This window comes from Tibeticola sp. (assembly GCF_022759015.1).
Classification (GTDB): Bacteria; Pseudomonadota; Gammaproteobacteria; order Burkholderiales; family Burkholderiaceae_C; genus Tibeticola; species Tibeticola sediminis.
Window position 1 is genome coordinate 1 of sequence record NZ_JAEMQB010000111.1, and the last position, 21,066, is coordinate 21,066.

At 65.5% G+C, this 21,066-nt stretch carries 21 protein-coding genes; 20 read left to right on the forward strand and 1 reads right to left on the reverse strand.

Going from position 1 to position 21,066, the window contains the following annotated elements:
* From JHC36_RS06905 to dusA, 3 genes are all read left to right on the forward strand, one after another.
* The coding region (locus JHC36_RS06905; protein WP_287917547.1) for a DUF3362 domain-containing protein at positions 1-309 on the forward strand (309 nt) is incomplete at its 5' end.
* Positions 306-1,670: a TIGR03862 family flavoprotein gene (locus JHC36_RS06910; RefSeq protein ID WP_287917550.1), complete on the forward strand. Its 1,365-nt coding sequence runs from the start codon at positions 306-308 to the stop codon at positions 1,668-1,670. The genes JHC36_RS06905 and JHC36_RS06910, both read left to right, overlap by 4 nt.
* Before the next feature lie 14 nt (positions 1,671-1,684).
* Complete coding sequence (dusA, locus tag JHC36_RS06915; protein ID WP_287917553.1) at positions 1,685-2,767, forward strand: tRNA dihydrouridine(20/20a) synthase DusA; 1,083 nt, start codon at positions 1,685-1,687, stop codon at positions 2,765-2,767.
* Positions 2,768-2,838: 71 nt separating this feature from the next.
* On the opposite strand, the gene JHC36_RS06920 is transcribed toward dusA, so the two are convergent.
* Entirely contained in the window at positions 2,839-3,645 is an 807-nt protein-coding gene (locus tag JHC36_RS06920) for an outer membrane protein assembly factor BamD (protein ID WP_287917556.1), read from the reverse strand.
* 14 nt (positions 3,646-3,659) lie between these two features.
* Between JHC36_RS06920 and JHC36_RS06925 the strand changes: the two genes are divergently transcribed.
* From JHC36_RS06925 to JHC36_RS07005, 17 genes are all read left to right on the forward strand, one after another.
* Positions 3,660-4,646 (forward strand): RluA family pseudouridine synthase, encoded by a 987-nt coding sequence (locus tag JHC36_RS06925; protein ID WP_503006944.1) that lies wholly within the window; start codon positions 3,660-3,662, stop codon positions 4,644-4,646.
* Positions 4,647-4,881: 235 nt separating this feature from the next.
* Positions 4,882-5,583 carry an SMC-Scp complex subunit ScpB gene (gene scpB, locus JHC36_RS06930; RefSeq protein WP_287917559.1) on the forward strand — a complete coding sequence of 234 codons (702 nt, stop codon included), beginning with the start codon at positions 4,882-4,884 and terminating at the stop codon, positions 5,581-5,583.
* Positions 5,580-6,926: a pseudouridine synthase gene (locus JHC36_RS06935; RefSeq protein WP_287917562.1), complete on the forward strand. Its 1,347-nt coding sequence runs from the start codon at positions 5,580-5,582 to the stop codon at positions 6,924-6,926. Before scpB ends, JHC36_RS06935 begins: the two co-directional genes overlap by 4 nt.
* A gap of 167 nt (positions 6,927-7,093) precedes the next feature.
* Positions 7,094-7,519 carry a nucleoside-diphosphate kinase gene (gene ndk, locus JHC36_RS06940; protein WP_124221875.1) on the forward strand — a complete coding sequence of 142 codons (426 nt, stop codon included), beginning with the start codon at positions 7,094-7,096 and terminating at the stop codon, positions 7,517-7,519.
* Between the two features lie 23 nt (positions 7,520-7,542).
* Positions 7,543-8,718 carry a dual-specificity RNA methyltransferase RlmN gene (rlmN, locus tag JHC36_RS06945; protein ID WP_287917566.1) on the forward strand — a complete coding sequence of 392 codons (1,176 nt, stop codon included), beginning with the start codon at positions 7,543-7,545 and terminating at the stop codon, positions 8,716-8,718.
* Positions 8,705-9,532 (forward strand): type IV pilus biogenesis/stability protein PilW, encoded by an 828-nt coding sequence (pilW, locus tag JHC36_RS06950; protein ID WP_287917569.1) that lies wholly within the window; start codon positions 8,705-8,707, stop codon positions 9,530-9,532. The genes rlmN and pilW overlap by 14 nt, the downstream gene beginning before the upstream one ends.
* Positions 9,533-9,536: 4 nt before the next feature.
* Positions 9,537-10,436 (forward strand): helix-turn-helix domain-containing protein, encoded by a 900-nt coding sequence (locus tag JHC36_RS06955; protein ID WP_287917572.1) that lies wholly within the window; start codon positions 9,537-9,539, stop codon positions 10,434-10,436.
* A 19-nt stretch (positions 10,437-10,455) separates the two neighbouring features.
* Positions 10,456-11,724, forward strand: a complete 1,269-nt coding sequence (gene ispG, locus JHC36_RS06960) for a flavodoxin-dependent (E)-4-hydroxy-3-methylbut-2-enyl-diphosphate synthase (protein ID WP_425469965.1) — start codon at positions 10,456-10,458, stop codon at positions 11,722-11,724.
* A 2-nt stretch (positions 11,725-11,726) separates the two neighbouring features.
* Positions 11,727-13,061, forward strand: coding sequence for a histidine--tRNA ligase (gene hisS, locus JHC36_RS06965; protein ID WP_287917575.1), 1,335 nt, complete (start codon positions 11,727-11,729; stop codon positions 13,059-13,061).
* 184 nt (positions 13,062-13,245) lie between these two features.
* Positions 13,246-13,941: a YfgM family protein gene (locus JHC36_RS06970; protein ID WP_287917578.1), complete on the forward strand. Its 696-nt coding sequence runs from the start codon at positions 13,246-13,248 to the stop codon at positions 13,939-13,941.
* Positions 13,938-15,083 (forward strand): outer membrane protein assembly factor BamB, encoded by a 1,146-nt coding sequence (gene bamB / locus JHC36_RS06975; protein WP_287917580.1) that lies wholly within the window; start codon positions 13,938-13,940, stop codon positions 15,081-15,083. Before JHC36_RS06970 ends, bamB begins: the two co-directional genes overlap by 4 nt.
* Positions 15,084-15,107: 24 nt before the next feature.
* The gene (der, locus tag JHC36_RS06980) at positions 15,108-16,469 is read left to right on the forward strand and encodes a ribosome biogenesis GTPase Der (protein ID WP_287917582.1); all 1,362 of its coding nucleotides are present in this window, start codon (positions 15,108-15,110) and stop codon (positions 16,467-16,469) included.
* 270 nt (positions 16,470-16,739) lie between these two features.
* Positions 16,740-16,988 carry an RNA chaperone Hfq gene (hfq, locus tag JHC36_RS06985; protein WP_425469954.1) on the forward strand — a complete coding sequence of 83 codons (249 nt, stop codon included), beginning with the start codon at positions 16,740-16,742 and terminating at the stop codon, positions 16,986-16,988.
* A gap of 106 nt (positions 16,989-17,094) precedes the next feature.
* Positions 17,095-18,285, forward strand: coding sequence for a GTPase HflX (gene hflX / locus JHC36_RS06990; RefSeq protein ID WP_287917585.1), 1,191 nt, complete (start codon positions 17,095-17,097; stop codon positions 18,283-18,285).
* Between the two features lie 42 nt (positions 18,286-18,327).
* Positions 18,328-19,698 carry an FtsH protease activity modulator HflK gene (gene hflK / locus JHC36_RS06995; protein ID WP_287917588.1) on the forward strand — a complete coding sequence of 457 codons (1,371 nt, stop codon included), beginning with the start codon at positions 18,328-18,330 and terminating at the stop codon, positions 19,696-19,698.
* A gap of 18 nt (positions 19,699-19,716) precedes the next feature.
* The gene (gene hflC, locus JHC36_RS07000) at positions 19,717-20,625 is read left to right on the forward strand and encodes a protease modulator HflC (protein WP_124222034.1); all 909 of its coding nucleotides are present in this window, start codon (positions 19,717-19,719) and stop codon (positions 20,623-20,625) included.
* 18 nt (positions 20,626-20,643) lie between these two features.
* On the forward strand, positions 20,644-20,823 hold the full coding sequence (locus tag JHC36_RS07005; RefSeq protein WP_287917591.1) for a DUF2065 domain-containing protein: 180 nt from the start codon (positions 20,644-20,646) through the stop codon (positions 20,821-20,823).
* Positions 20,824-21,066 lie beyond the last annotated feature (243 nt).

A 21,066-nucleotide genomic window follows, 5' to 3' on the forward strand; every position in this document is an offset into this window, starting at 1 on the left:
CTGCTGCGCGAAGCGCTCAAAGCCATGGGTCGCGCCGACCTCATCGGCAACGGCAAGCATCACCTCGTGCCGACCTGGCAGCCGCTGGACGTGCCTGGCAAGGCGGGCGCCTCGGGCAAGCGATCGCCAGGCGGTGCGGCCTTCCCGTCGGCTGAGGGCGCCAAAGCCAGCGTCGCCCAACGCCCCCCGCGCGGGCGGCTGCTCACCCAGCACACCGGCCTGCCGCCGCGCGAGCCCGGTGCAGCGCGCCCGCCGAGCCCCTCCGCACCGCGCCAGGCCCCCCGTGCAACAGCGCGTCGGGGTCGATGAGCATCGGGGCGACCTTGCCGCCGGGACCGGTCGTGCCCGCGCCCGTGTCGGGCGAACGCGAGAGTGCGCCACGGTATGTGGACGTGGCCGTCGTCGGCGCCGGGCCGGCAGGGCTCATGGCCGCCGAGGTGCTCGGTGCGGCGGGCATCGCGGCGCATGTGTTCGATGCAATGCCCTCGGTCGGGCGCAAGTTTTTGCTCGCTGGCAAAGGCGGCCTCAACCTCACCCATGCCGAGCCGATCGAGGCGTTCCTGGATCGATACGGCACGCGCCGCGCGGCGCTCGAACCGCTGCTGCGCGCATTTGGGCCCGAGGCTTTGCGCGACTGGGCGCGCGGCCTGGGGGTGGAGACCTTCGTTGGCAGTTCACAGCGTGTGTTTCCGGTGGACTTCAAGGCCGCGCCGCTGCTGCGCGCGTGGCTGCATCGGCTGCGGCACCCCGGGCCGGGCGGCGTGCCGGTGCAGTTTCACATGCGACGCCGTTGGCTCGGCGGGCTCACACCCGCGCCGCTCGGGGGCTGGAGGCTCGATTTCAACGGCCCACAGGGCCTCGAGGCGGTGCGCGCCGCGCAGGTGGTACTGGCGCTCGGCGGGGCAAGCTGGCCGCGCCTGGGCTCGGACGGCGCATGGGTGGCGTGGCTGCAGGCGCACGGCGTGCCCGTGGCGCCGCTGCGCAGCGCCAATTGCGGCTTCGACGCCGCCGGCCGCGACGGCCAGGGCTGGTCAGCCCATCTGCGCGAGCGCTTTGCGGGCGCACCGCTCAAGTCGGTGGCGCTGCGCTTGGCCGCACCGGGCGGCGTGGTGTTCGAGCGCAAGGGCGAGTTCGTGCTGACCGCGCACGGCGTGGAGGGCAGCCTGGTCTACGCAGCGTCCGCCTTGTTGCGCGACGCCATCGAAGCCCAGGGCCAAGTCACCTTCCACCTGAACCTGCTGCCCGATTGGCCGCCTGAGCGCGTGCGTGCCGAAGTGGCTCACCCGCGCGGCTCGCGCAGCCTCTCCAGCCACCTCAAAAGCCGGCTCGGTCTCGACGGCGTGAAGACCGCTTTGCTCTACGAGCTCTGCACGCCATCGGTCCTACACGACCCGGACGCGCTCGCGCAGGCGATCCAGGCCCTGCCTGTGATCCTCAAGGCGCCGCGGCCGATCGAAGAAGCCATCAGCACCGCCGGCGGCGTGCGCTTCGAGGCCCTCGACGACGCTCTGATGCTGCGCAGCCACCCCGGCGTGTTCTGCGCCGGCGAAATGCTCGACTGGGAAGCGCCCACCGGCGGCTACCTGCTCACCGCTTGCTTTGCCACCGGCCGCGCGGCGGGGCAGGGCGTGCGCGCACGGCGCGCGCGAGGCGGCCGCGCCTCGGGCTGAACGACAATTACGCCATGTCCGAGCCGAGTCCTGATTGCGCGCCGTCGGCGCCCCCGCCATCTCTCGTCGCTGGCGCCGCATCCTTGGCGGCCGCGCCATACAACCCCTGGCGCCTGAGTGTGGCGCCTATGCTCGACTGGACGGACCGGCACTGCCGCTATTTCCACCGCCTGCTCACCCGCCACACCCGGTTGTACACCGAGATGGTGACTACCGGCGCGCTGATGCACGGCAGCCACCGCCGGCATTTGCGCTTTCACGCCGAGGAGCACCCGGTGGCCCTGCAGCTCGGGGGCAGCGAGCCGGCCGAGCTCGCGGCCGCGGCCAAGCTCGGGCAGGACTGGGGCTATGACGAAATCAACCTCAACTGCGGCTGCCCCAGCGAGCGGGTGCAGCGCGGGGCCTTCGGCGCCTGCCTCATGGCCGAGCCGGCGCTCGTGGCCGACGGGGTCAAGGCCATGTGCGATGCCGTGGACATCCCGGTCACGGTGAAGCATCGCATCGGCATCGATCGCATCGAAGACTACGGCTTCGTGCGCGATTTCGTTGGACAGGTCAGTGAGGCCGGCTGTCGCGTGTTCATCGTTCACGCGCGCAACGCCTGGCTGCAGGGTTTGAGCCCCAAGGAAAACCGCGAGGTGCCGCCGCTGCGTTACGAGGCGGTGTACCGGCTCAAGCGCGACTTTCCCGCGCTCACCATCGTGCTCAACGGCGGCGTCACCACCAACGCGCAGATCGCCGCCCACCTCGCGCAGGTGGACGGTGTCATGGTCGGCCGTGAGGCCTACCACAACCCCTGGCTGCTCAGCACCTGGGACGAGGCGTTTTTCGGTGATTCGCCGTTCGCCCGTAGCCGCGAGGACGTGGAAGCGGCCATGGTGGCCTACATGGAGCGCGAAGCGCAGGACGATGCCTGTCCCTGGTACCCGATTGCCCGCCACATCCTGGGTCTGCGCCACGGCCTGCGCGGCGCGCGTCGCTGGCGCCAGATCTGGAGTGACCACCGGCTCAAGCCCGAGCCGCCGCGCGCCGTGTTCGCGCTGGCGCGCAGCGCCTGGGTGGCGGCGGCCGACGTTCCGACAACAGCATTTGAATGATTCTGCGGCGAACCCAGCGCCAAATGGTGGGCTTCCGCTATCAAAAAAGAGTGTTCGGTGGCTGCTGTCGCTCACCACAGCTTCCACCAAGGCCCATCTTTGCCCTTGAAGCCCTGACTCAGGTACGCGCTGTTGGGGAAGTTTTTGTCCAGCACACGCTTGGCATCGTCGCGCAGCTCCGCGAGGCCCAGAGCGTCATAGGCACGCACGAGGATATAGAGGGCTTCCTCGTTGGCCGGGGCATCGCGATAGTCGGCGATTGCCGCCTGCGCGCGGTTGACCGCCGCCACGTAGGCGCCGCGCTGCAGGTAGTAGCGCGCGACATGCACTTCATACTGCGCCAGCGAATTGATGATGTAGCGCATCCGCGCTGCAGCGTCCGCGGCGTACTTGGAATTTGGAAAGCGTTGCACCAACTCCCGGAACGCTTCGAAAGACTCCTTGGCCGCTTTTTGGTCGCGCTCCGACAGATCCTGCTGCGTGATGGACGACAAAAACCCGAGGTTGTCGTTGAAGTTCACGAGGCCCTTGAGGTAGAGCGCGTAGTCGATGGCTTCGCTCGTCGGGTGCAGCTTCATGAAGCGGTCGAGCGTGGCAATGGCCTGCGCCTTGTCGCCGTTCTTGTACTGCGCATAAGCCTTCTCGAGCTGTGCCTGCTGCGCCAGCACCGTGCCCGCAGCGCGCCCTTCGAGCTTTTCGAACAAAGCGATCGCCTTGTCGTACGAAGCCGAGTTGGCCTCGTCCCGGGCCTCTTCGTAAATCCGGTTGGGGCTCCAGTTGGCGGTCGGGTCCACCTCCTTGGACGCGCAACCGGCCAAAACAACCGCGATGGCAAGGGCAGCCCCGGCGGGGCGCACCGATAATTTGGCACGAGGCATCAGAGGGAGCTTTCTTGAAACAGGCATCGGAAATTATATCGGTGGGGGTCGATGGCGAGGGCGAGGCCCATGGCGAGGTCGAGGTCCGTTCGTTCACGGTGCCCGCGGCCAGCCACGGCCAGCGGCTCGACCGGGTGCTCGCCGAGCAGGTGCCTGAACTGTCCCGCAGCTACCTGCAGCAACTGATCGAAGCCGGGAATGTGCGCCTGGCGTCTCGGGTCGTGACCAAGGCCGCACAACGGGTACGGGCCGGCGAAGCCGTCTCGGTCGAGCTGCTGCCGACGGCCCAGGCTCAGGCTTTTCGGCCGGAACCGGTGGCGTTTCCGGTGCTCTACGAGGACGACGACATCCTGGTCATCGACAAGCCCGCAGGGCTCGTCGTCCACCCCGCGGCCGGGAACTGGACCGGCACACTGCTCAACGGCTTGCTGGCACGTGATGCGCGCTGCGCGCTGCTGCCGCGGGCCGGCATCGTGCACCGGCTCGACAAAGACACCAGCGGTTTGATGGTCGTTGCGCGCTCCCGAGTTGCCATGGATCGGCTCGTCGAGCGCATCGCCGCGCGCGAAGTCGAGCGTCAGTATCTCGCCATCGCCCACCGCCCTTGGACCGGACCCGAACGGCGCATCGTCGAGGGCTTCATCGGCCGCGACCCACGCAACCGCCTGCGCATGGCGGCCGTCGGCGAGGGCAGCGGCAAGCCGGCCTGGACGGCCATCGACTGCCTGTGGAGTGGTGAGCGGCATTGCGTCGTGCACTGCACGCTGGGCACCGGGCGTACCCACCAAATCCGCGTGCACATGGCCACGCTCGGTCATCCGCTCGTCGGCGATCGGCTGTACGGAGGCACGGCCGATCTGGGTCTGGACCGGCAGGCTTTGCATGCCTATCGGCTCGCGTTTCGGCACCCGATCAGCAACCTAGCCCTGGAGTTTCGCGCCGCCCTGGCGCCCGACTTGGCCGACGCCGCACAGAGGCTGGGCTACAATCCGCCACTCTGAAACTGCGCTGGATCAACGGCCAACCCGTCATACCGCCAAGAGCGGCGCAAAGAGGTCGTTCCGCGTCGTTTCCTGTCCCCGGTTTCGGACCCCGATGGAACCGGCTCTGCCGCCAACCGTGGCCGCTTGAGTCCTCCGGCATGGTTTTCCGTCGCCGCACGGCGCGTCCGACTGCCCGGGTTGCCGCTTTTCGATTGAACGCCCGCACCGGGCACCGTCCCCAAATGGACCAGCCATGAATATGGCGGAAGCCAAGCGTATCCTCGAGGCCGCCTTGATGTGTAGCGCCGAGCCCTTGTCGCTGCAGGACATGCGCCGCCTGTTCGACGAGGCCATCGGCGCCGACACGCTGCGCCGCCTGCTCGACGAGCTGCAGGATGATTGGGCCCATCGGGGCGTCGAACTCACCCGGCTGGCCAGTGGCTGGCGCTTTCAGAGTCGGCCCGAAATGCGTCCCTATCTGGATCGGCTGCATCCGGAAAAGCCGCCGCGCTACAGCCGGGCGACGCTCGAGACGCTTGCCATCATTGCGTATCGGCAGCCGGTCACCCGTGGCGATATCGAAGACATTCGTGGCGTGACGATCAATTCCGCAATCATCAAACAGCTCGAAGACCGCGGCTGGATCGAAGTCATCGGGCACAAGGAGGCGCCGGGCCGACCGGCCTTGTTTGCGACCACGCCCAAGTTTCTCGATGACCTCGGCTTGAGCTCGCTCGACGAGTTGCCCGCCATCGGCACGGCTGCCGACCCAGCGAGCCGCCAGGCGCTCGAAGCGCTCGAGGCCCTGGATGCGATGACTCCGGCCAACGATCCGGTTGCCATGACCACCCATCCTGAAGCGCCGGCCTCCCTGCTTACCGACCTCGCTGAGACCGACTCCGTCGACACTGAGCTCGACCCTCTTTCCACCGATCGCCCTGAGACTGCCTCATGAATCCGACCAATGAAGAAGCCCTGCCTGGCGCGATGAAGCTCGCGACCGAAGAAGCCCACCCGTCTGCGCTGGCGCCCGTCGACAGCCGTGAACGCCCGGAGGGCGCGGCGCCCGTGGCGGACTCCGCTGAGGCTCCGGCTGGATCGGCAGCGGCTGCAGCGCGTGGGACAGAGGGGCGCCCAGCGCAGCCGCGTGCCCCACGCTCGGGCCGCAAGGACAAGCGCCCCAACGATCGGCCGGCGCGTGGAGGCCGGCCTGCAGAGCCCGCGCCGGAGCTCGCACCGTTGCGCTTCGAGGACGTCATCTCGGGCGAATACGACAGCGTCGCCGAAGGCCCGGCCGAAGTGCCTGCCAAACGGGTGCTGCAGCCGCAGATCGAATTCCCCAAACTGCACAAGGTGCTCGCCCAGGCGGGGCTCGGCTCCCGACTCGAGATGGAGCAGCTCATCACCGAGGGCCGGATCACGGTCAACAACCAGCCGGCACACATCGGCCAGCGCATTCAGTTTGGCGATCAGGTCAAGGTCAACGGCAAACCGGTGCGCGTGCGCATCGAACCGCCGCCGCCGCGGGTGTTGGCCTATCACAAGCCCGCGGGCGAAGTCGTCACCCACGACGACCCGCAGAATCGTCCCACCGTCTTCCGGCGTTTGCCCCGGCTGCAGCAGGGCAAGTGGCAATCGGTCGGGCGGCTCGATCTCAACACCGAGGGCTTGCTGTTGTTCACCAATTCGGGGGAACTGGCCAACCGCCTCATGCATCCGCGCTTTGGCCTCGAGCGCGAATACGCCGTGCGGGTCTTGGGCGCCCTGAGCAACGAAGAAAAGCAAAAGCTGCTCGAAGGGGTGCCGCTCGACGATGGCATGGCTCAGTTCCGCTCGATCGAGGACGGGGGCGGGGAGGGGGCCAACTGCTGGTATCGCGTCACGATCGCCGAAGGCCGAAACCGGGAGGTCCGCCGCATGTTCGAAGCGGTCGGCCATGCGGTCAGTCGCCTGATCCGCATCCGCTATGGCGCCATGGTCTTGCCGCGCGGCCTCAAGCGCGGGGCCTGGGTCGAACTCGACGAGCGCGACGTTGCGGCCTTGACCGAAGCCGCAGGCGGCAGCCAGGGCGCCGCGGGTCGCGGTGCGCCGCGCTCGAGCGCCAAGCCTTCGACCGGTCGAAAGCCGGGGCGTGCAGTAGCCGCGCCGGCTCGACGTTCCGGTGCCAACAACGCAGCGGCGCCGCGCGGCAACGCGCAGCCCGATCCCCTCAAAACGTCACTGGGCTACATCGGCGCCGACAGCCTGGGGCGACAGCGACGCGAGGCCGTTCCGGGCCGCGGGCGGCGTCGACGCTGAACGCCTCGGCGCCGTTTGGGCAAAGCGCTACCGTTTTTGCGAGCGCGCGCACCCGGTGTCGGCTGCACGGCACGCGGGGGAAGGGGTCGGCCTTGTCCTAGAATGTGGGGTTTTCGCTTTCGGGCGAACGACCCCATTTTTTAACGCTAAAACCTGGAAATCCAACCATGGCTATCGAACGCACGCTTTCCATCATCAAACCCGACGCGGTGGCAAAAAACGTCATCGGACAAATTTACGCCCGTTTCGAGGCCGCCGGCCTCAAGATCGTGGCTGCCCGTATGGCCCACCTGTCGCGTCGCGAGGCTGAGGCCTTTTATGCGGTGCACAAAGAGCGCCCGTTCTTCAAAGACTTGGTCGATTTCATGGTTTCCGGCCCCGTGATGATCCAGGTTCTCGAAGGCGAGGGTGCCATTCTCAAGAACCGGGACCTGATGGGCGCGACCGATCCCAAGAAGGCCGCTCCCGGCACGATACGCGCAGACTTTGCTGACAGCATCGACGCCAACGCCGTGCACGGTTCCGACGGTCCGGAGACGGCGGCCGCGGAGATCGCCTTCTTCTTTGCCGGCATGAACGTCTACAGCCGCTGAAGCGGCCCGACGCCCCTGCTGCGATGGCCGATAACCTGCTCGACTTCGATCTGCCGGGCCTTGCCGCTTGGTGTGAGGCCCGCGGGGAGAAGCGCTTTCGCGCCACGCAGCTGTTTCGCTGGATCCATCAGCGGGGCGAGAGCGACTTCGACCAGATGTCGGATCTCGCCCGTCCCTTTCGCGAAAAGCTCAAACGAGACGCGGTCGTCGCGGGCTTGCCCGTGCTCTCCCGCCACGATTCGGCGGACGGCACGATCAAGTGGCTGTTCGACGTGGGAAACGGCGAAGCCGTCGAGACGGTCTTCATTCCCGAGGATGACCGCGGCACGCTGTGCGTGTCGTCCCAGGCAGGCTGCGCGGTCGGCTGTCGGTTTTGCTCGACCGGGCACCAGGGTTTCAGCCGCAATCTCGCCACCCACGAGATCGTCGCCCAGCTCTGGTATGCCGAGCGCTTCCTGCGCGCGCACCTCGGCCGTAGCGACCGGGTCATCACGAACGTCGTGATGATGGGCATGGGCGAGCCGCTGCAGAACTACGGCGCGCTGGTGCCGGCGCTGCGGATCATGCTGGATGACCATGGCTACGGGCTGTCTCGACGGCGGTTGACCGTCTCGACATCCGGGGTCGTTCCCATGATGGACCGGCTCGCCACCGACTGCCCCGTGGCCTTGGCGGTTTCGCTCCATGCCCCCGACGATGCCTTGCGCGACGAACTCGTTCCGCTCAATCGCAAGTACCCGCTGGCCGAGTTGTTGGATGCCTGCAACCGCTACCTGCCCCAGGCGCCGCGCGACTTCATCACTTTTGAGTACTGCCTGCTCGACGGTGTCAACGATCAGCCCGAGCACGCCCAGCGCCTGATCGAACTCGTCCGGCAACATCGGCGGGGCGGCGGTGTCTGGTGCAAGTTCAACCTGATTCCTTTCAACCCGTTTGCGGGCTCGGGTCTGCAGCGGTCGACTCCGGAAGCGGTCAGCGCCTTTGCACGCGCGCTCAACGACGCCGGCATCGTGACCACGGTTCGCAAGACCCGTGGCGATGACATCGACGCAGCCTGCGGGCAATTGGCCGGGGATGTCCGGGACCGCACCCGCGTTCACGAGCGCCTGTCGAAGCGCCGTGTGATTCCGCTGGCTTCGGCAGATCTTCCAACATCGGGCAACCCAACATCGGGAGGCACGCCTTATGCGACCCGTTGACGCGGCCTATGTCAAGAGGCTCTTGGTGCTGTGCGCGCTGTTCTCCGCGTTCGCGCAGTTGCAGGGCTGTGCCGCGTCGGGTGCGAACGCGGGAGCCTCAGCGAGTGGCCCCGACATCGTGACCGAGTCCGACGAGCCTGAAGCGCGGCGGCGCGCACGTTTGCGCCTGGCCTTGGCGGTCGGCTATTTCGAGCAAGGTCAAACCACTGTCGCCCTCGACGAGGTCAAGCAGGTTCTGGCGATCGATCCCTCGTTTGCCGATGCCTATAACCTGCGCGGGCTCATCTACATGAAGCTCAACAACCCGGGACTGGCCGAGGAAAGCTTCAAACGGGCCTTGTCCATCAATCCCCGGGATGGGGGATCGCTGCACAACTATGCTTGGTTCTTGTGCCAGCAGCAGCGCTACCCCGAATCGTTCGACGTGTTCGAGCGTGCCTTGGCCAACCCAATTTATCTCGACAAGGCCAAGACCTATTTGGGTTACGGCCTGTGCCAGGCGCGGGCCGGCAAGCTGGCCGAGGCCGAGCGCAACCTCGCGCATGCCTATGAACTCGATGCAGCCAACCCCGTCACTGGGTACAACCTGGCGCTGCTGCTGTATCAACGCGGTGAATTCGAGCGTGCGCAGTTCTATATCCGTCGCATCAACAATTCGGAATATGCGAACGCGGAATCGCTTTGGCTGGGGATCAAAGTGGAGCGCCGTTTGAACAATCGCGACGCGATGCGTCAGCTGGCCGAGCAGCTTCGTCGGCGCTACCCGCAATCGAAGGAGCTGGCCGCCTACGAACGGGGAGCTTTTGATGAATGAGCCGATGAGCCCTGTGCAAGCGGAGACGCCGCTCACCCCGGTCTCAGCGGGTGCGATGCTGCGCTCGGCACGGGAGCGCGCGGGCATCTCGATTTCGGTACTCGCCGCGTCGCTCAAGGTCCCTGAGCGCCGGCTGGAATCGCTCGAAGCGGAGCAATGGGAGGCGTTCCCGGACATCGTTTTCGTTCGTGCGCTGGCTTCGAGCGTATGCCGTCAGTTGGGCATCGATCGCTCGCCGATTCTGGCGGCTTTGCCCGTGCCCGAAGCCGTTGAACTGCAGCCCGACGACAGTCGGCTTGGGGCCTTCCACGAAAGTGGACATGGGTTTCGCCGCTCGGCCTCGGGTCTATCGCTGCCACAGCGAGGTCGACCGCTGTTGGTGGCTGCGGCACTCCTGCTGTTGGCGGGCGTCGTTCTGTGGTTTTGGCCCTACTGGGTGAAGGGCTCGCAGTCCAACGCTGAGCGCCAGGCGGTGAGCACGAGCAGCGCGTCCTCGACGCTGGCTGCGTCGGCTGCACCTGCCGCCGCAGCCCCCCCGATGCGGTCCTCAACCGTGCCGGCTTCGGTTCCCGCGCCGGTAGCCCCCAGCAGCAGCGGGCCGGGGCTTGCGCCGCATCCGGTCGCCGTTTCGAGCCAGCCGCAAGCTGCAGTTCCCCAGGTGGCTGAGTCCGGTTGGCTGCGGTTTGCCGCCAGCGGCGAGAGTTGGGTGGAGGTCAGCGATGCGAGCGGCACCGTCGTTTTTCGCAAGCTGCTGCAGGCAGGTGAATCGGCGGCGATCGATGCGCCGGGTCCTTTGAACGTGCTGATCGGCCGCGCGGATGCGACGCAGGTGTCTGTGCGCGGCAAGCCCATGGACCTCGCGCCCATCGCCCGCAACAACGTCGCCCGCTTCGAGGTGCGGTGAAATGAGTGAGGACACGATGATGGAGGCGGGGCCTACTTTCTCTACCCCTCGGCGTCATCCAACCGGACAGGCGCAGATCCGGTGGGGCAGCCGGGTCGTTGCGGTGGGGGGCGACGCTCCGGTGCGCATTCAGTCGATGACCAACACCGATACGGTCGACGTCATCGGCACCGCCATTCAGATCCGGGAACTCGCCGAAGCGGGTTCGGAACTGGTTCGAATCACGGTGAACACGCCCGAGGCGGCCGAAGCCGTCCCGGCCATCCGCGACCAGTTGGATCGCATGGGGGTCGATGTTCCGCTGATCGGCGATTTCCACTACAACGGCCACCGGCTGTTGACGGACTTTCCGAGTTGCGCGCAAGCGCTCTCGAAATACCGCATCAACCCCGGCAACGTGGGTAAGGGCGACAAGAAAGACCTGCAGTTCGGGCAAATGATCGACGCGGCGCTGCGCTGGGACAAGCCGGTGCGCATCGGCGTGAACTGGGGCAGTCTCGACCAGGAATTGCTGGCGCATATGATGGACGAGAACAGCCGGCGCCCGGTGCCCCTCGACGGTCGGCTGGTCATGTACGAGGCGCTCATTTCATCGGCACTCAGCTCTGCGGAGCGGGCCGTGGAACTCGGGATGGCTCCGAACCAGATCTTGCTCTCCTGCAAGGTCAGTGGGGTGCAGGATTTGATTGCCGTCTATCGGGAACTGGCACGCCGATGCACCTATCCGCTCCATCTCGGATTGACCGAGGCTGGTATGGGGGTGCGGGGTATCGTCGCGTCGACGGCGGCCTTGTCGGTGCTCTTGCAGGAAGGGATCGGCGACACGATCCGGGTCTCGCTCACGCCTTTGCCGGGCGAAGCGCGCACGCAGGAGGTGCTGGTCGCCCAGGAACTGCTGCAGGCTTTGGGCTTGCGGCGATTCGTTCCGTCGGTCACGGCCTGCCCCGGCTGCGGCCGCACGACGAGCACCACCTTCCAAGAGCTCGCCAAGCAGATCGACGATTTTCTCCGCGCCCAGATGCCGGTTTGGCGCGAGCGTTATCCCGGTGCCGAACGGCTCAAGGTGGCGGTGATGGGCTGCATCGTCAATGGTCCCGGCGAAAGCAAACATGCCGACATCGGTATCAGTCTGCCCGGAACCGGCGAGGCTCCGGCAGCCCCCGTCTTCATCGATGGCGAGAAGCGCTTGACTCTGCGGGGTGAGCGCATCGCCGAGGAATTCCAGGAAATCGTCACCCGATACGTGGAAGCCCGCTTCGGCCAATCCGTGATCGCCTCTTCGTCCTAAGCATGCAAGAACAGAACGACGCGCCCCAGCGCGCGCCCAAGGCCCCGACCCGGCTGGTTGCCGTCAAGGGCATGAATGACATCCTGCCGCCCGAATCCGCGCAGTGGGAGTGGTTGGAGGAGACGGTGCGGCGCCTGATGGCGCGCTACGCCTACCGTAACATCCGCACGCCCATCGTCGAGCCCACGCCGCTGTTCGTTCGCAGCCTCGGTGAAGTGACCGACATCGTCGAGAAGGAAATGTATTCCTTCGTCGATCACCTCAACGGCGAGGCTTTGACGCTGCGCCCCGAGGCGACCGCGGGGGTCGTCCGGGCGGCGGTCGAACATTCCTTGCTGTACGAAGGGGGGCGCCGTCTCTATTACATGGGCCCGATGTTTCGGCATGAACGGCCCCAGCGCGGACGCTACCGTCAGTTTCATCAGATCGGCGCGGAGGTGCTGGGGTTTTCAGGGCCCGAGATCGACGCCGAAGTGATTCTGCTCGCGACGGCGCTGTGGCGGGAACTGGGCTTGGAGGGCATACGCCTGGAAATCAACACGCTCGGGCAGCCGGCCGAGCGCGTCGCCCACCGCAAAGCCTTGATCGAGTATTTCGAGGCCCATCAGGATCTGCTGGACGCCGATGCGCGCCGTCGTCTGCACAGCAATCCGCTGCGCATACTCGACACCAAAAATCCCGACATGCAGGCCCTGGTCGAGAACGCCCCCAAACTGACCGAGTTTCTGGGCGACGCCTCGCAACGGTATTTCGAAACGCTGCAACAGCTGTTGGACTCGGTTGGGGTGAGCTATCGTCTCAATCCCCGGCTCGTGCGCGGCATGGACTACTACAACCTGACGGTATTCGAATTCGTGACCGACCGCCTTGGTGCGCAGGGAACGGTCTGTGGCGGGGGGCGTTATGACGGCTTGATCGAGCAAATCGGTGGCAAGCCTGCACCCGCAGTGGGCTGGGCGCTGGGTGTCGAACGCATCTTGGAACTGCTCCGTGAATGCGACCGCACGCCGCCGCCACCGTCACCCGACGCCTATGCGATCATTCCCGATGGGGACGACATTCCCATGGGGCCCGTTCTGGGCTTCCTCGAGGGTTTGCGGGGTTCTGGAGTCGCCGTCCAAATGCACGCCGCATCCGGCGCGCAACGCGGCAGCATGAAATCGCAATTCCGCCGCGCCGACGCGAGCGGCGCGCTGTACGCCCTCATTTTTGGGCCCGAGGAATTGGCGCGAGGTGAGGTGAGTGTCAAGACGCTGCGCGGCGAAGGAGCCGGCAGCCAGTTTTTGCTCCCACTCAGTGACGTCGCCGGTGCAGCCGTGCGCCTTAGGCAACGCTGAACCAGTCCCTCGCGCGCCGCGCATCCCGGCGGCGGGCGCGGTCTGCTTCGTTGACTATCCTCGCCATAGCTGCGGCCATGGCTGCGGTTTGCGCCTCGCATCCCATCCCGTCGCAGGGCGCGCACCGTCGCGGGAACTGATTCAGCGTTGCCCTAAAATCGCGGACCCTTTCTGAGTAAAACCCATGGCCCGACATCTCGATCTCGAAGAACAGGAACAACTAGCCGAACTGCGGCATTTCTGGAAGACCTATGGCGACCTCATCACCTGGGTGCTGATCGTCGCACTGGGTGCCTACGCCGCGTGGAACGGGTACCAATACTGGCAACGCCGCCAAGCCGTCCAGGCCGCCGCGCTGTTCGATGCCTTCGACCGGGCTGCCCGCTCTGGGGATGTCGAACGGGCTTCGACGGCATGGAGCGACTTGAAGCAGCAATTCGGGTCCAGCGTGTTTGCCAAGCAGGCCGGGCTGATGGCGGCAAAGCTCTATCACGAAGGTGGCAAAGCGGCCGAAGCGAAAGAGGCCTTGCGCTGGGTTGCGACGGACGCGGGTGACGGGGCTTATGCGCCGGTCGCGCGACTGCGACTTGCGGGCCTACTCGCTGGAGAAAAGGCTTACGGCGAGGCACTCCAGGTCTTGGCCGAGGCCATGCCGAAGGACTATGAAGCGCTCGTCGCCGACCGCAAGGGCGACATCCTGAGCCTGCAAGGGCGCGCCCCAGAGGCTGCCGCCGAGTACCGTAAGGCGCTCGATGGCCTGCCCGAATCGGTGACGTATCGACGCTTCGTGGACGTCAAACTCGCTTCGCTTGGGGTCGAGGACGGTTCGGCGCCTGCGGCGGGTTCTTCGAAGCCGGCCGCGTCGGGAGCGCGTCCATGATGGCTCGAAAGACGATGGCGCGGATCGCGCGCCGCTCGTGCTTGTTCGTCTGTATCGGTGCGACCGTGCTCCTTGCGGCTTGCGCCAGCTCGGATCGTCCGAAGCCCGCTGAGTTGCCGGCCAACCCGGGATTGATCGGGGTCGCGACGGCGTGGACGGCACGACAGGGTCCGGTAAGTTTCCCGCTCCAGCTCGCGGTGGCTGGCGAGACGCTCGTAACGGCCTCTGACGATGGTACGGTGCGCGCGATCGAGGCCACAAACGGGCGCGAGCGCTGGCTTGGATCGGTGGGAGAGTCCATCGCCGCCGGTGTCGGCAGTGACGGCCAGTTCGCTGCCGTGGTCACACGGAGCCATCAACTCGTCGTGCTGCGCGAGGGGCGTGAGCTCTGGCGTCAGCGCCTTCAAACCGGTGTGTGGACGGCTCCGCTCGTGGCGGGTGCCCGTGTGTTCGTGCTGGGTGCAGATCGGTCGGTTTTGGCGTTCGATGCGGCGAGTGGGCGGCGACTGTGGGCCCGCCCGCGGGCCAGTGAGGCTTTGGTGCTCAAGCAGGCGGGGGTGCTCTTGCCGGTGGGGGATACGCTGCTCGCTGGAATCTCCAGTCGATTGACGGCCATCAATCCGACAAATGGCAGTGAGCGCTGGATGGTCGCGCTCGCGAGCCCCCGGGGCACGAACGAAGTGGAGCGGCTGGCGGATCTGGTTGCAGGCGTCGCACGCGATGGGACGACCGTCTGTCTGCGAGCCTACCAATCGGCCGTGGGCTGTGTCGATACGGCGCGTGGCACGCTGTTGTGGACCCAGCCGGCCAACGGGCATCAGGGCGTGAGCGGTGATGGTCGCAAAGTCTATGGCGTCGAATCCGACGACGTCGTGGTGGCATGGGATGCAGCCACCGGCGAGCGCCGGTGGAGCTCGGAGCGTTTGAAATACCGCGCGCTCAGCACGCCGCGGGTGGCGGGGCGATCGGTGGTCCTGGGCGACAGTTTCGGCTTCGTGCATTTCCTCTCCACCGAGGACGGGGCGGTCGTCGATCGCGTCGCGACCGATGGCTCACCCATCGTGGCCCAGCCGACGCTCGTCGGGAAGACGCTGGTGGTCGCCACTCGGCAAGGGGGGCTGTATGCGTACCGGCCTCGCTGAGGGTTCGAGACGAGAGGTGGTGCGATGAAGCCGGTCGTCGCATTGGTCGGGCGACCGAACGTCGGTAAATCGACGCTGTTCAACCGTCTGACCAAGTCCCGCGATGCGATCGTTGCGGACTACGCGGGTCTGACGCGCGATCGGCACTACGGGCAAGGACGCCTGGGTCGGCGCGAATTCATCGTCGTGGACACCGGCGGTTTCGAGCCGACGGCCGAGACCGGGATCTACCACGAGATGGCCAAGCAGACGCGGCAGGCGGTCGCCGAAGCGGATGTCGTCTTGTTCGTCGTGGATGCGCGCGCGGGCATTTCCGCGCAGGACCACGAAATCGCGAGTTACCTGCGGCGCTTGGGCAAGCCCTGCCTGCTGGTGGCCAACAAGGCTGAGGGCATGCACGACGGCTTGCAGCTTGCTGATTTTTACGAGTTGGGCCTGGGTGAGGTCCATGCGGTGTCGGCCGCGCATGGCCAGGGGGTTCGAAGCGTGATCGAAGCCGCTTTGGACCACATTCCCGGTGCGGACGTCGAGCCCGACGACGAAGAGGCCGGGGAAGTCGAAGCCAACGCGCCGATACGCCTGGCGGTGGCGGGGCGACCCAATGTGGGCAAGTCGACATTGATCAACGCCTGGCTCGGTGAAGAGCGGCTCGTCGCCTTCGACCTTCCCGGCACGACCCGAGATGCGATTTCGGTGCCGCTGGAGCGCGAAGGGCGCCGTTTCGAGCTCATCGACACGGCTGGACTGCGGCGCAAGGGCCGGGTTTTCGAAGCGATCGAAAAATTCTCCGTCGTCAAGACACTGCAGGCGATCGAGTCGGCCAACGTCGTCTTGTTGCTGCTCGACGCGACCCAGGGCATCACCGACCAAGATGCCCACATCGCGGGGTTCATTTTGGAGAGCGGTCGCTCGGTCGTCATTGCGGTCAATAAATGGGATGCGGTTGACGAGTATCAGCGCGAACTGGTCAAGCGCGCGGTCGAGCTTCGGCTGGCGTTTCTGAAATTTGCACCGATCCACTTCATCTCGGCGCGGACCCGTCAAGGCCTCGCGCCGGTGTGGCGATCGATCATCGAGGCCTATGAATCCGCACATCGCAAGATGCCGACCCCGCAGTTGACACGGGTTTTGCTGGAGTCCGTCCAACTCCAGCCGCCGCAACGCTCGGGCATGTACCGGCCCAAACCGCGGTATGCCCACCAAGGGGGGATGAATCCGCCCGTGATCGTCATTCACGGGAATTCGCTCGAGCATGTCACGCCTGCCTATAAACGCTATCTCGAAGGTCGTTTTCGCAAGGCTTTTGCGTTGGGGGGGACGCCGCTTCGGATCGAATTCAAAACCGCGGACAACCCTTACGCCAAGCGCGAGCGGCGCGAGAACTAAGGCAACGCTGAATAAGTTTCCGCGATGGCGCGCGAGCGGCCGCGGGATGGGATGCGAGGCGCAAACCGCAGCCATAGCCGCAGCTATGGCGAGGATTTGCAACGAAGCAGACCGCCCGCAGCCGGGATGCGCGACGCGCGAGGGACTTGTTCAGCGTTGCCCTAAAGGATTGCCCGTGCGGGCGGGCGGACTTTCGGGCTTTGAGCCCGGCTGGGTGTAGGGCTATGGTAAGGTTCAAGCCCATTCAAACTTCCGAACACGGAGCATATCGTGACCAATAAAGGCCAAGTCTTGCAAGATCCATTTCTCAACACGCTGCGTCGGGAACACGTCCCCGTCTCGATTTATCTGGTCAACGGCATCAAGCTGCAGGGACAGATCGAGTCGTTCGACCAGTATGTCGTCCTGCTGCGCAACACGGTGACGCAGATGGTCTACAAACACGCCATCTCCACCATCGTCCCGGGCCGCGCCGTGCATTTTTCGCTGAACGCGGAAGAGCAGGCTCCGTCCGCATGAGCTCCACTTCGCGCGCTTTCCAAGCCAGTTCATCTGGCCATGCGCGACGCGCAGCCTCCCTCCCGCGCGCGCGCGTCTGTCCTGCGGTCTCAGAGCGGCCGGTCCGTTGAGCGCATCTTCGTCTGCAAGCCCATACACGCCAGCTCCGGTCATCCTGGTCGGGGTCGATTTCGGGCGTGGATTTTTCGACCCCCGACTCGAAGAGCTTGGGCTCCTGGCGCAAACCGCCGGGTTTGAGCCCGTCGGGCGCGTCGCGTGCAAGCGCAGCGTGCCTGATGCTGCGCTCTTCATCGGGCGGGGAAAAGCCGACGAGATCAAGGCGCTTGCGGCCGAACTGGGGGCCCAGGAAGTCCTGTTCGACTCGTCGTTGAGCCCAGCCCAGCAGCGCAATCTGGAGCGGCATCTGGGCCTACCGGTCAACGACCGCACCTTGCTGATTCTGGAAATTTTTGCGCAGCGCGCGCGCAGCCATGAAGGCAAGCTGCAAGTCGAACTGGCGCGGCTGCAGTACCTCAGCACGAGGCTCGTCCGCCGATGGACCCACCTCGAGCGGCAGCGCGGCGGGATCGGCGCGCGCGGCGGCCCGGGGGAAACCCAAATCGAACTCGACCGCCGCATGATCGGCGAGGCGATCAAGCGCACGCGGGAGCGGCTCGAGCGGGTGAAGCGGCAGCGCAAGACCCAGCGGCGTCAGCGTCAGCGGCGCGACACGTTCTCGGTTTCGCTTGTTGGCTATACGAACGCCGGCAAGTCGACGCTCTTCAACGCGCTCGTCAAGGCTAACACTTATGCGGCCGATCAGTTGTTTGCGACGCTGGATACGACCACGCGCCAGCTCTACCTGGGGGAAATCGGCCGCAAGGTGTCGTTGTCTGACACGGTCGGATTCATTCGTGATCTTCCCCACGGTCTCATCGACGCCTTCGAGGCCACGCTGGAGGAGGCCGCGGATGCGGATTTGCTGCTGCATGTGGTGGATGCCTCGAGCCCCGAGGCGGTCGAGCAGATGGAGCAGGTGCAAAAGGTCCTCGCTGAGATCGGCGCGGAACAGGTGCCGCAAATCGTCGTGTTCAACAAGATCGACCGCCTGGAGGAGACGAAGCGTCCGCTGAAGGTCGTCGATACGATGGAAGTCGCAGGCGTGCAGACCCCTCGAGTGTTTCTGAGCGCTCAGACTGGCAGTGGCTTGACCCAATTGCGTGAACAGATCGCCCTCAAGGCCGCCTCGGCACTGAGCACGAACGACGACCGTTCCACCGCGGGGGAATTGCCCGACGGCAACCCGGATCGGGTGTGAGGATTGGGCACAATCGCCCCAGAGAACAACAGGACCACGGGAATGAACTTGAGAACTGGGCTGCTGCGCAGCCGTTTGGCTCCGGCGCGTTGGAACGAAATTTTCAACCTCAATGATCCGCGCTGGGGGCGAGGGCCCAACGGCTCGACCCCCGAAGGCGACGGGTCTGGGCCGAAGGGGCCGAATGAACCGCGCGAACCGAAGCGGGGTGCTGGGCCCTCAGAGGGGCCGCCGGACCTCGATGAACTGTGGCGTGACTTCAACCGCAAACTCAGCGGCCTGTTTGGCGGCGGTGGTGGACGCAAAGGCGGGGGAGCGGGTCTACCGCCGCCGGATATGAAGGGTGCCGGGATCGGCATTGGCCTGTTGCTCGGCGTCGCCTTGCTGCTGTGGCTCGGGACGGGTTTTTTCATCGTCCAGGAAGGGCAGCAGGCGGTCATCACCCAATTTGGGCGCTACAAAACCACGGTGGGCGCCGGTTTCAACTGGCGTCTGCCGTACCCGATCCAGCGCCATGAAGTGGTGTTCGTCACCCAAATCCGCTCGGTCGACGTGGGCCGAGACAATGTGATTCGTGCCACGGGGCTGCGCGATTCCGCGATGCTGACCGAGGACGAGAACATCGTCGAAATCAAGTTTGCGGTTCAGTATCGTCTCAACGATGCGCGCGCCTTTCTATTCGAGAGCAAGAACCCGACCGAGGCGGTGGTTCAGGCGGCCGAGACCGCGGTCCGTGAGGTCGTCGGGAAGATGAAAATGGATTCCGCCCTGGCCGAAGAGCGCGACCAGATCGCGCCGCGGGTTCGGTCGCTGATGCAGTCCATCCTCGACCGCTACAAGGTGGGCATCGAGGTGGTCGGGGTCAACCTGCAGCAGGGCGGCGTTCGCCCGCCCGAACAGGTTCAGGCTGCGTTCGACGACGTGCTCAAGGCCGGCCAGGAGCGTGAGCGTGCGAAAAATGAGGCGCAGGCCTATGCCAACGACGTCGTGCCGCGCGCCGTGGGTGCGGCTTCGCGCCTGAAAGAGGAGGCGGATGCCTACCGCGCACGCATCGTGGCCCAGGCGCAAGGCGATGCCCAGCGGTTCCGGTCGGTACTGACCGAGTACCAGAAGGCGCCACAGGTCACACGCGACCGGATGTATGTCGACACCATGCAGCAGATCTACAGCAATGTGACCAAGGTTTTGGTCGACTCGCGTCAGGGATCGAACCTGCTGTATTTGCCGCTCGACAAGATCATGCAACAGGTCGCCGCCGAGGCGCAGTCGGCCGCAGGCTCCGCAACGCCGGTGACGGGCGCTGCCGCGCCGTCGGGGTCGACCGGCGCGCCGCAGAGCGCTGCCGGTACCCCGTCGTCCAACGATGCCCGCACCCGGGATGCCGGCCGTACCCGCGACCGCGACAGCCGCTGAGGAGTTTTCAGAATGAATATCAACCGTATCGGGATGGTCGCTTCGTCCATCTTGGTTTTGCTGGCGCTTTTGAGTTCCACGATGTTCGTGGTCGATCAGCGGCAATTCGGCGTGGTTTATGCGCTGGGGCAGATTCGGGAAGTCATCACCGAGCCGGGCCTCAATTTCAAGCTGCCGCCGCCGTTCCAGAACGTGTCGTATCTGGACAAGCGACTGCTCAATCTCGAGAGCACCGAATCCGAGCCCTTGCTGACGGCGGAAAAGCAGCGCATGGTGGTCGACTGGTATGTGCGCTGGCGCATCAGTGACCCGCAGGCCTACATTCGCAACGTCGGGCTCGATGAGAACGCCGGAGCGGTGCAACTCAACCGGGTCGTGCGCAATGCATTGCAGGAAGAGGTGAACCGCGCCACCGTCAAGGAGATTCTCTCGACCAAGCGCGATGCCTTGATGGCCAACGTCAAGCGCGAGGTGCTCAAGGTCGTCAAGGGTGAGAAACCGTGGGGTGTGGACATTGTCGATGTGCGCATCACGCGCGCCGACTATGTCGAAGCGATCACCGAGTCGGTCTATCGCCGTATGGAAGCCGAGCGCAAGCGCGTGGCCAATGAACTGCGCTCGACTGGCGCGGCCGAGGGGGAGAAGATCCGCGCCGATGCGGACCGCCAACGTGAAGTGACGCTCGCCAACGCGTACCGCGAGGCCCAGAAGGTCAAGGGCGAAGGCGATGCCGAGGCAGCGCGAATCTACGCCGAGGCGTTTGGGAAGGATCCGCAGTTTGCGCAGTTCTACCGCAGCCTCGAAGCCTACAAGTCCACGTTTGCCAAGAAAAGCGATGTCCTGGTGTTGGATCCGGCCTCGTCGGAATTCTTCAAGGTGATGCGAGGGGGCAATTCTGGGGCAGCGGCTGCGGCTCCGAAAAAGTGACGCGCCACTGAGCAGCCGATGTCGTTTTGGGCGGTTTTGGCTTGGGTGTTGATCGTCGAGGGCGCTTTGCCTCTGATCGCACCCTCTTTTTGGCGAGAGGTCGTGGACCAGATTCGACAGCTGCGCGACGGCCAGTTGCGTTTTTACGGGCTGTGCTCGGTGGCCGCCGGGGGCTTGCTGCTGCTTTTGCTGGCCTGATGCAGCGTTGCACGCGCGGGGTGCTTCGCCCCTGGGGCTGAGAGGCCGAGAGGGAATTGGTCATGCCCGCTTTGACGCCCCAAAACACGCCAGAGGGCGTTGCAAATGCGCGCCGTAGCTCGTGCTACGGCTGTGCTTTGCGCCTACTCGGGCGCGTTTTGGGGCGCCCCTTCGGGCACGCCCAATTCCCTCTCAGCCTCTGATCCTAAATCCGGCAGTTGACCGCTTTTCGCTGAATGCAAG

Bases quoted from the DNA above. Each gene is read 5' to 3' on its own strand.
- JHC36_RS06910 (WP_287917550.1), top strand. From the start codon at position 306: ATGAGCATCGGGGCGACCTTGCCGCCGGGACCGGTCGTGCCCGCGCCC.
- dusA (WP_287917553.1), top strand. From the start codon at position 1,685: ATGTCCGAGCCGAGTCCTGATTGCGCGCCGTCGGCGCCCCCGCCATCT.
- JHC36_RS06920 (WP_287917556.1), bottom strand. From the start codon at position 3,645: ATGCCTCGTGCCAAATTATCGGTGCGCCCCGCCGGGGCTGCCCTTGCC.
- scpB (WP_287917559.1), top strand. From the start codon at position 4,882: ATGAATATGGCGGAAGCCAAGCGTATCCTCGAGGCCGCCTTGATGTGT.
- JHC36_RS06935 (WP_287917562.1), top strand. From the start codon at position 5,580: ATGAATCCGACCAATGAAGAAGCCCTGCCTGGCGCGATGAAGCTCGCG.
- ndk (WP_124221875.1), top strand. From the start codon at position 7,094: ATGGCTATCGAACGCACGCTTTCCATCATCAAACCCGACGCGGTGGCA.
- rlmN (WP_287917566.1), top strand. From the start codon at position 7,543: ATGGCCGATAACCTGCTCGACTTCGATCTGCCGGGCCTTGCCGCTTGG.
- pilW (WP_287917569.1), top strand. From the start codon at position 8,705: ATGCGACCCGTTGACGCGGCCTATGTCAAGAGGCTCTTGGTGCTGTGC.
- JHC36_RS06955 (WP_287917572.1), top strand. From the start codon at position 9,537: ATGAGCCCTGTGCAAGCGGAGACGCCGCTCACCCCGGTCTCAGCGGGT.
- ispG (WP_425469965.1), top strand. From the start codon at position 10,456: ATGGAGGCGGGGCCTACTTTCTCTACCCCTCGGCGTCATCCAACCGGA.
- hisS (WP_287917575.1), top strand. From the start codon at position 11,727: ATGCAAGAACAGAACGACGCGCCCCAGCGCGCGCCCAAGGCCCCGACC.
- JHC36_RS06970 (WP_287917578.1), top strand. From the start codon at position 13,246: ATGGCCCGACATCTCGATCTCGAAGAACAGGAACAACTAGCCGAACTG.
- bamB (WP_287917580.1), top strand. From the start codon at position 13,938: ATGATGGCTCGAAAGACGATGGCGCGGATCGCGCGCCGCTCGTGCTTG.
- der (WP_287917582.1), top strand. From the start codon at position 15,108: ATGAAGCCGGTCGTCGCATTGGTCGGGCGACCGAACGTCGGTAAATCG.
- hflK (WP_287917588.1), top strand. From the start codon at position 18,328: ATGAACTTGAGAACTGGGCTGCTGCGCAGCCGTTTGGCTCCGGCGCGT.
- JHC36_RS07005 (WP_287917591.1), top strand. From the start codon at position 20,644: ATGTCGTTTTGGGCGGTTTTGGCTTGGGTGTTGATCGTCGAGGGCGCT.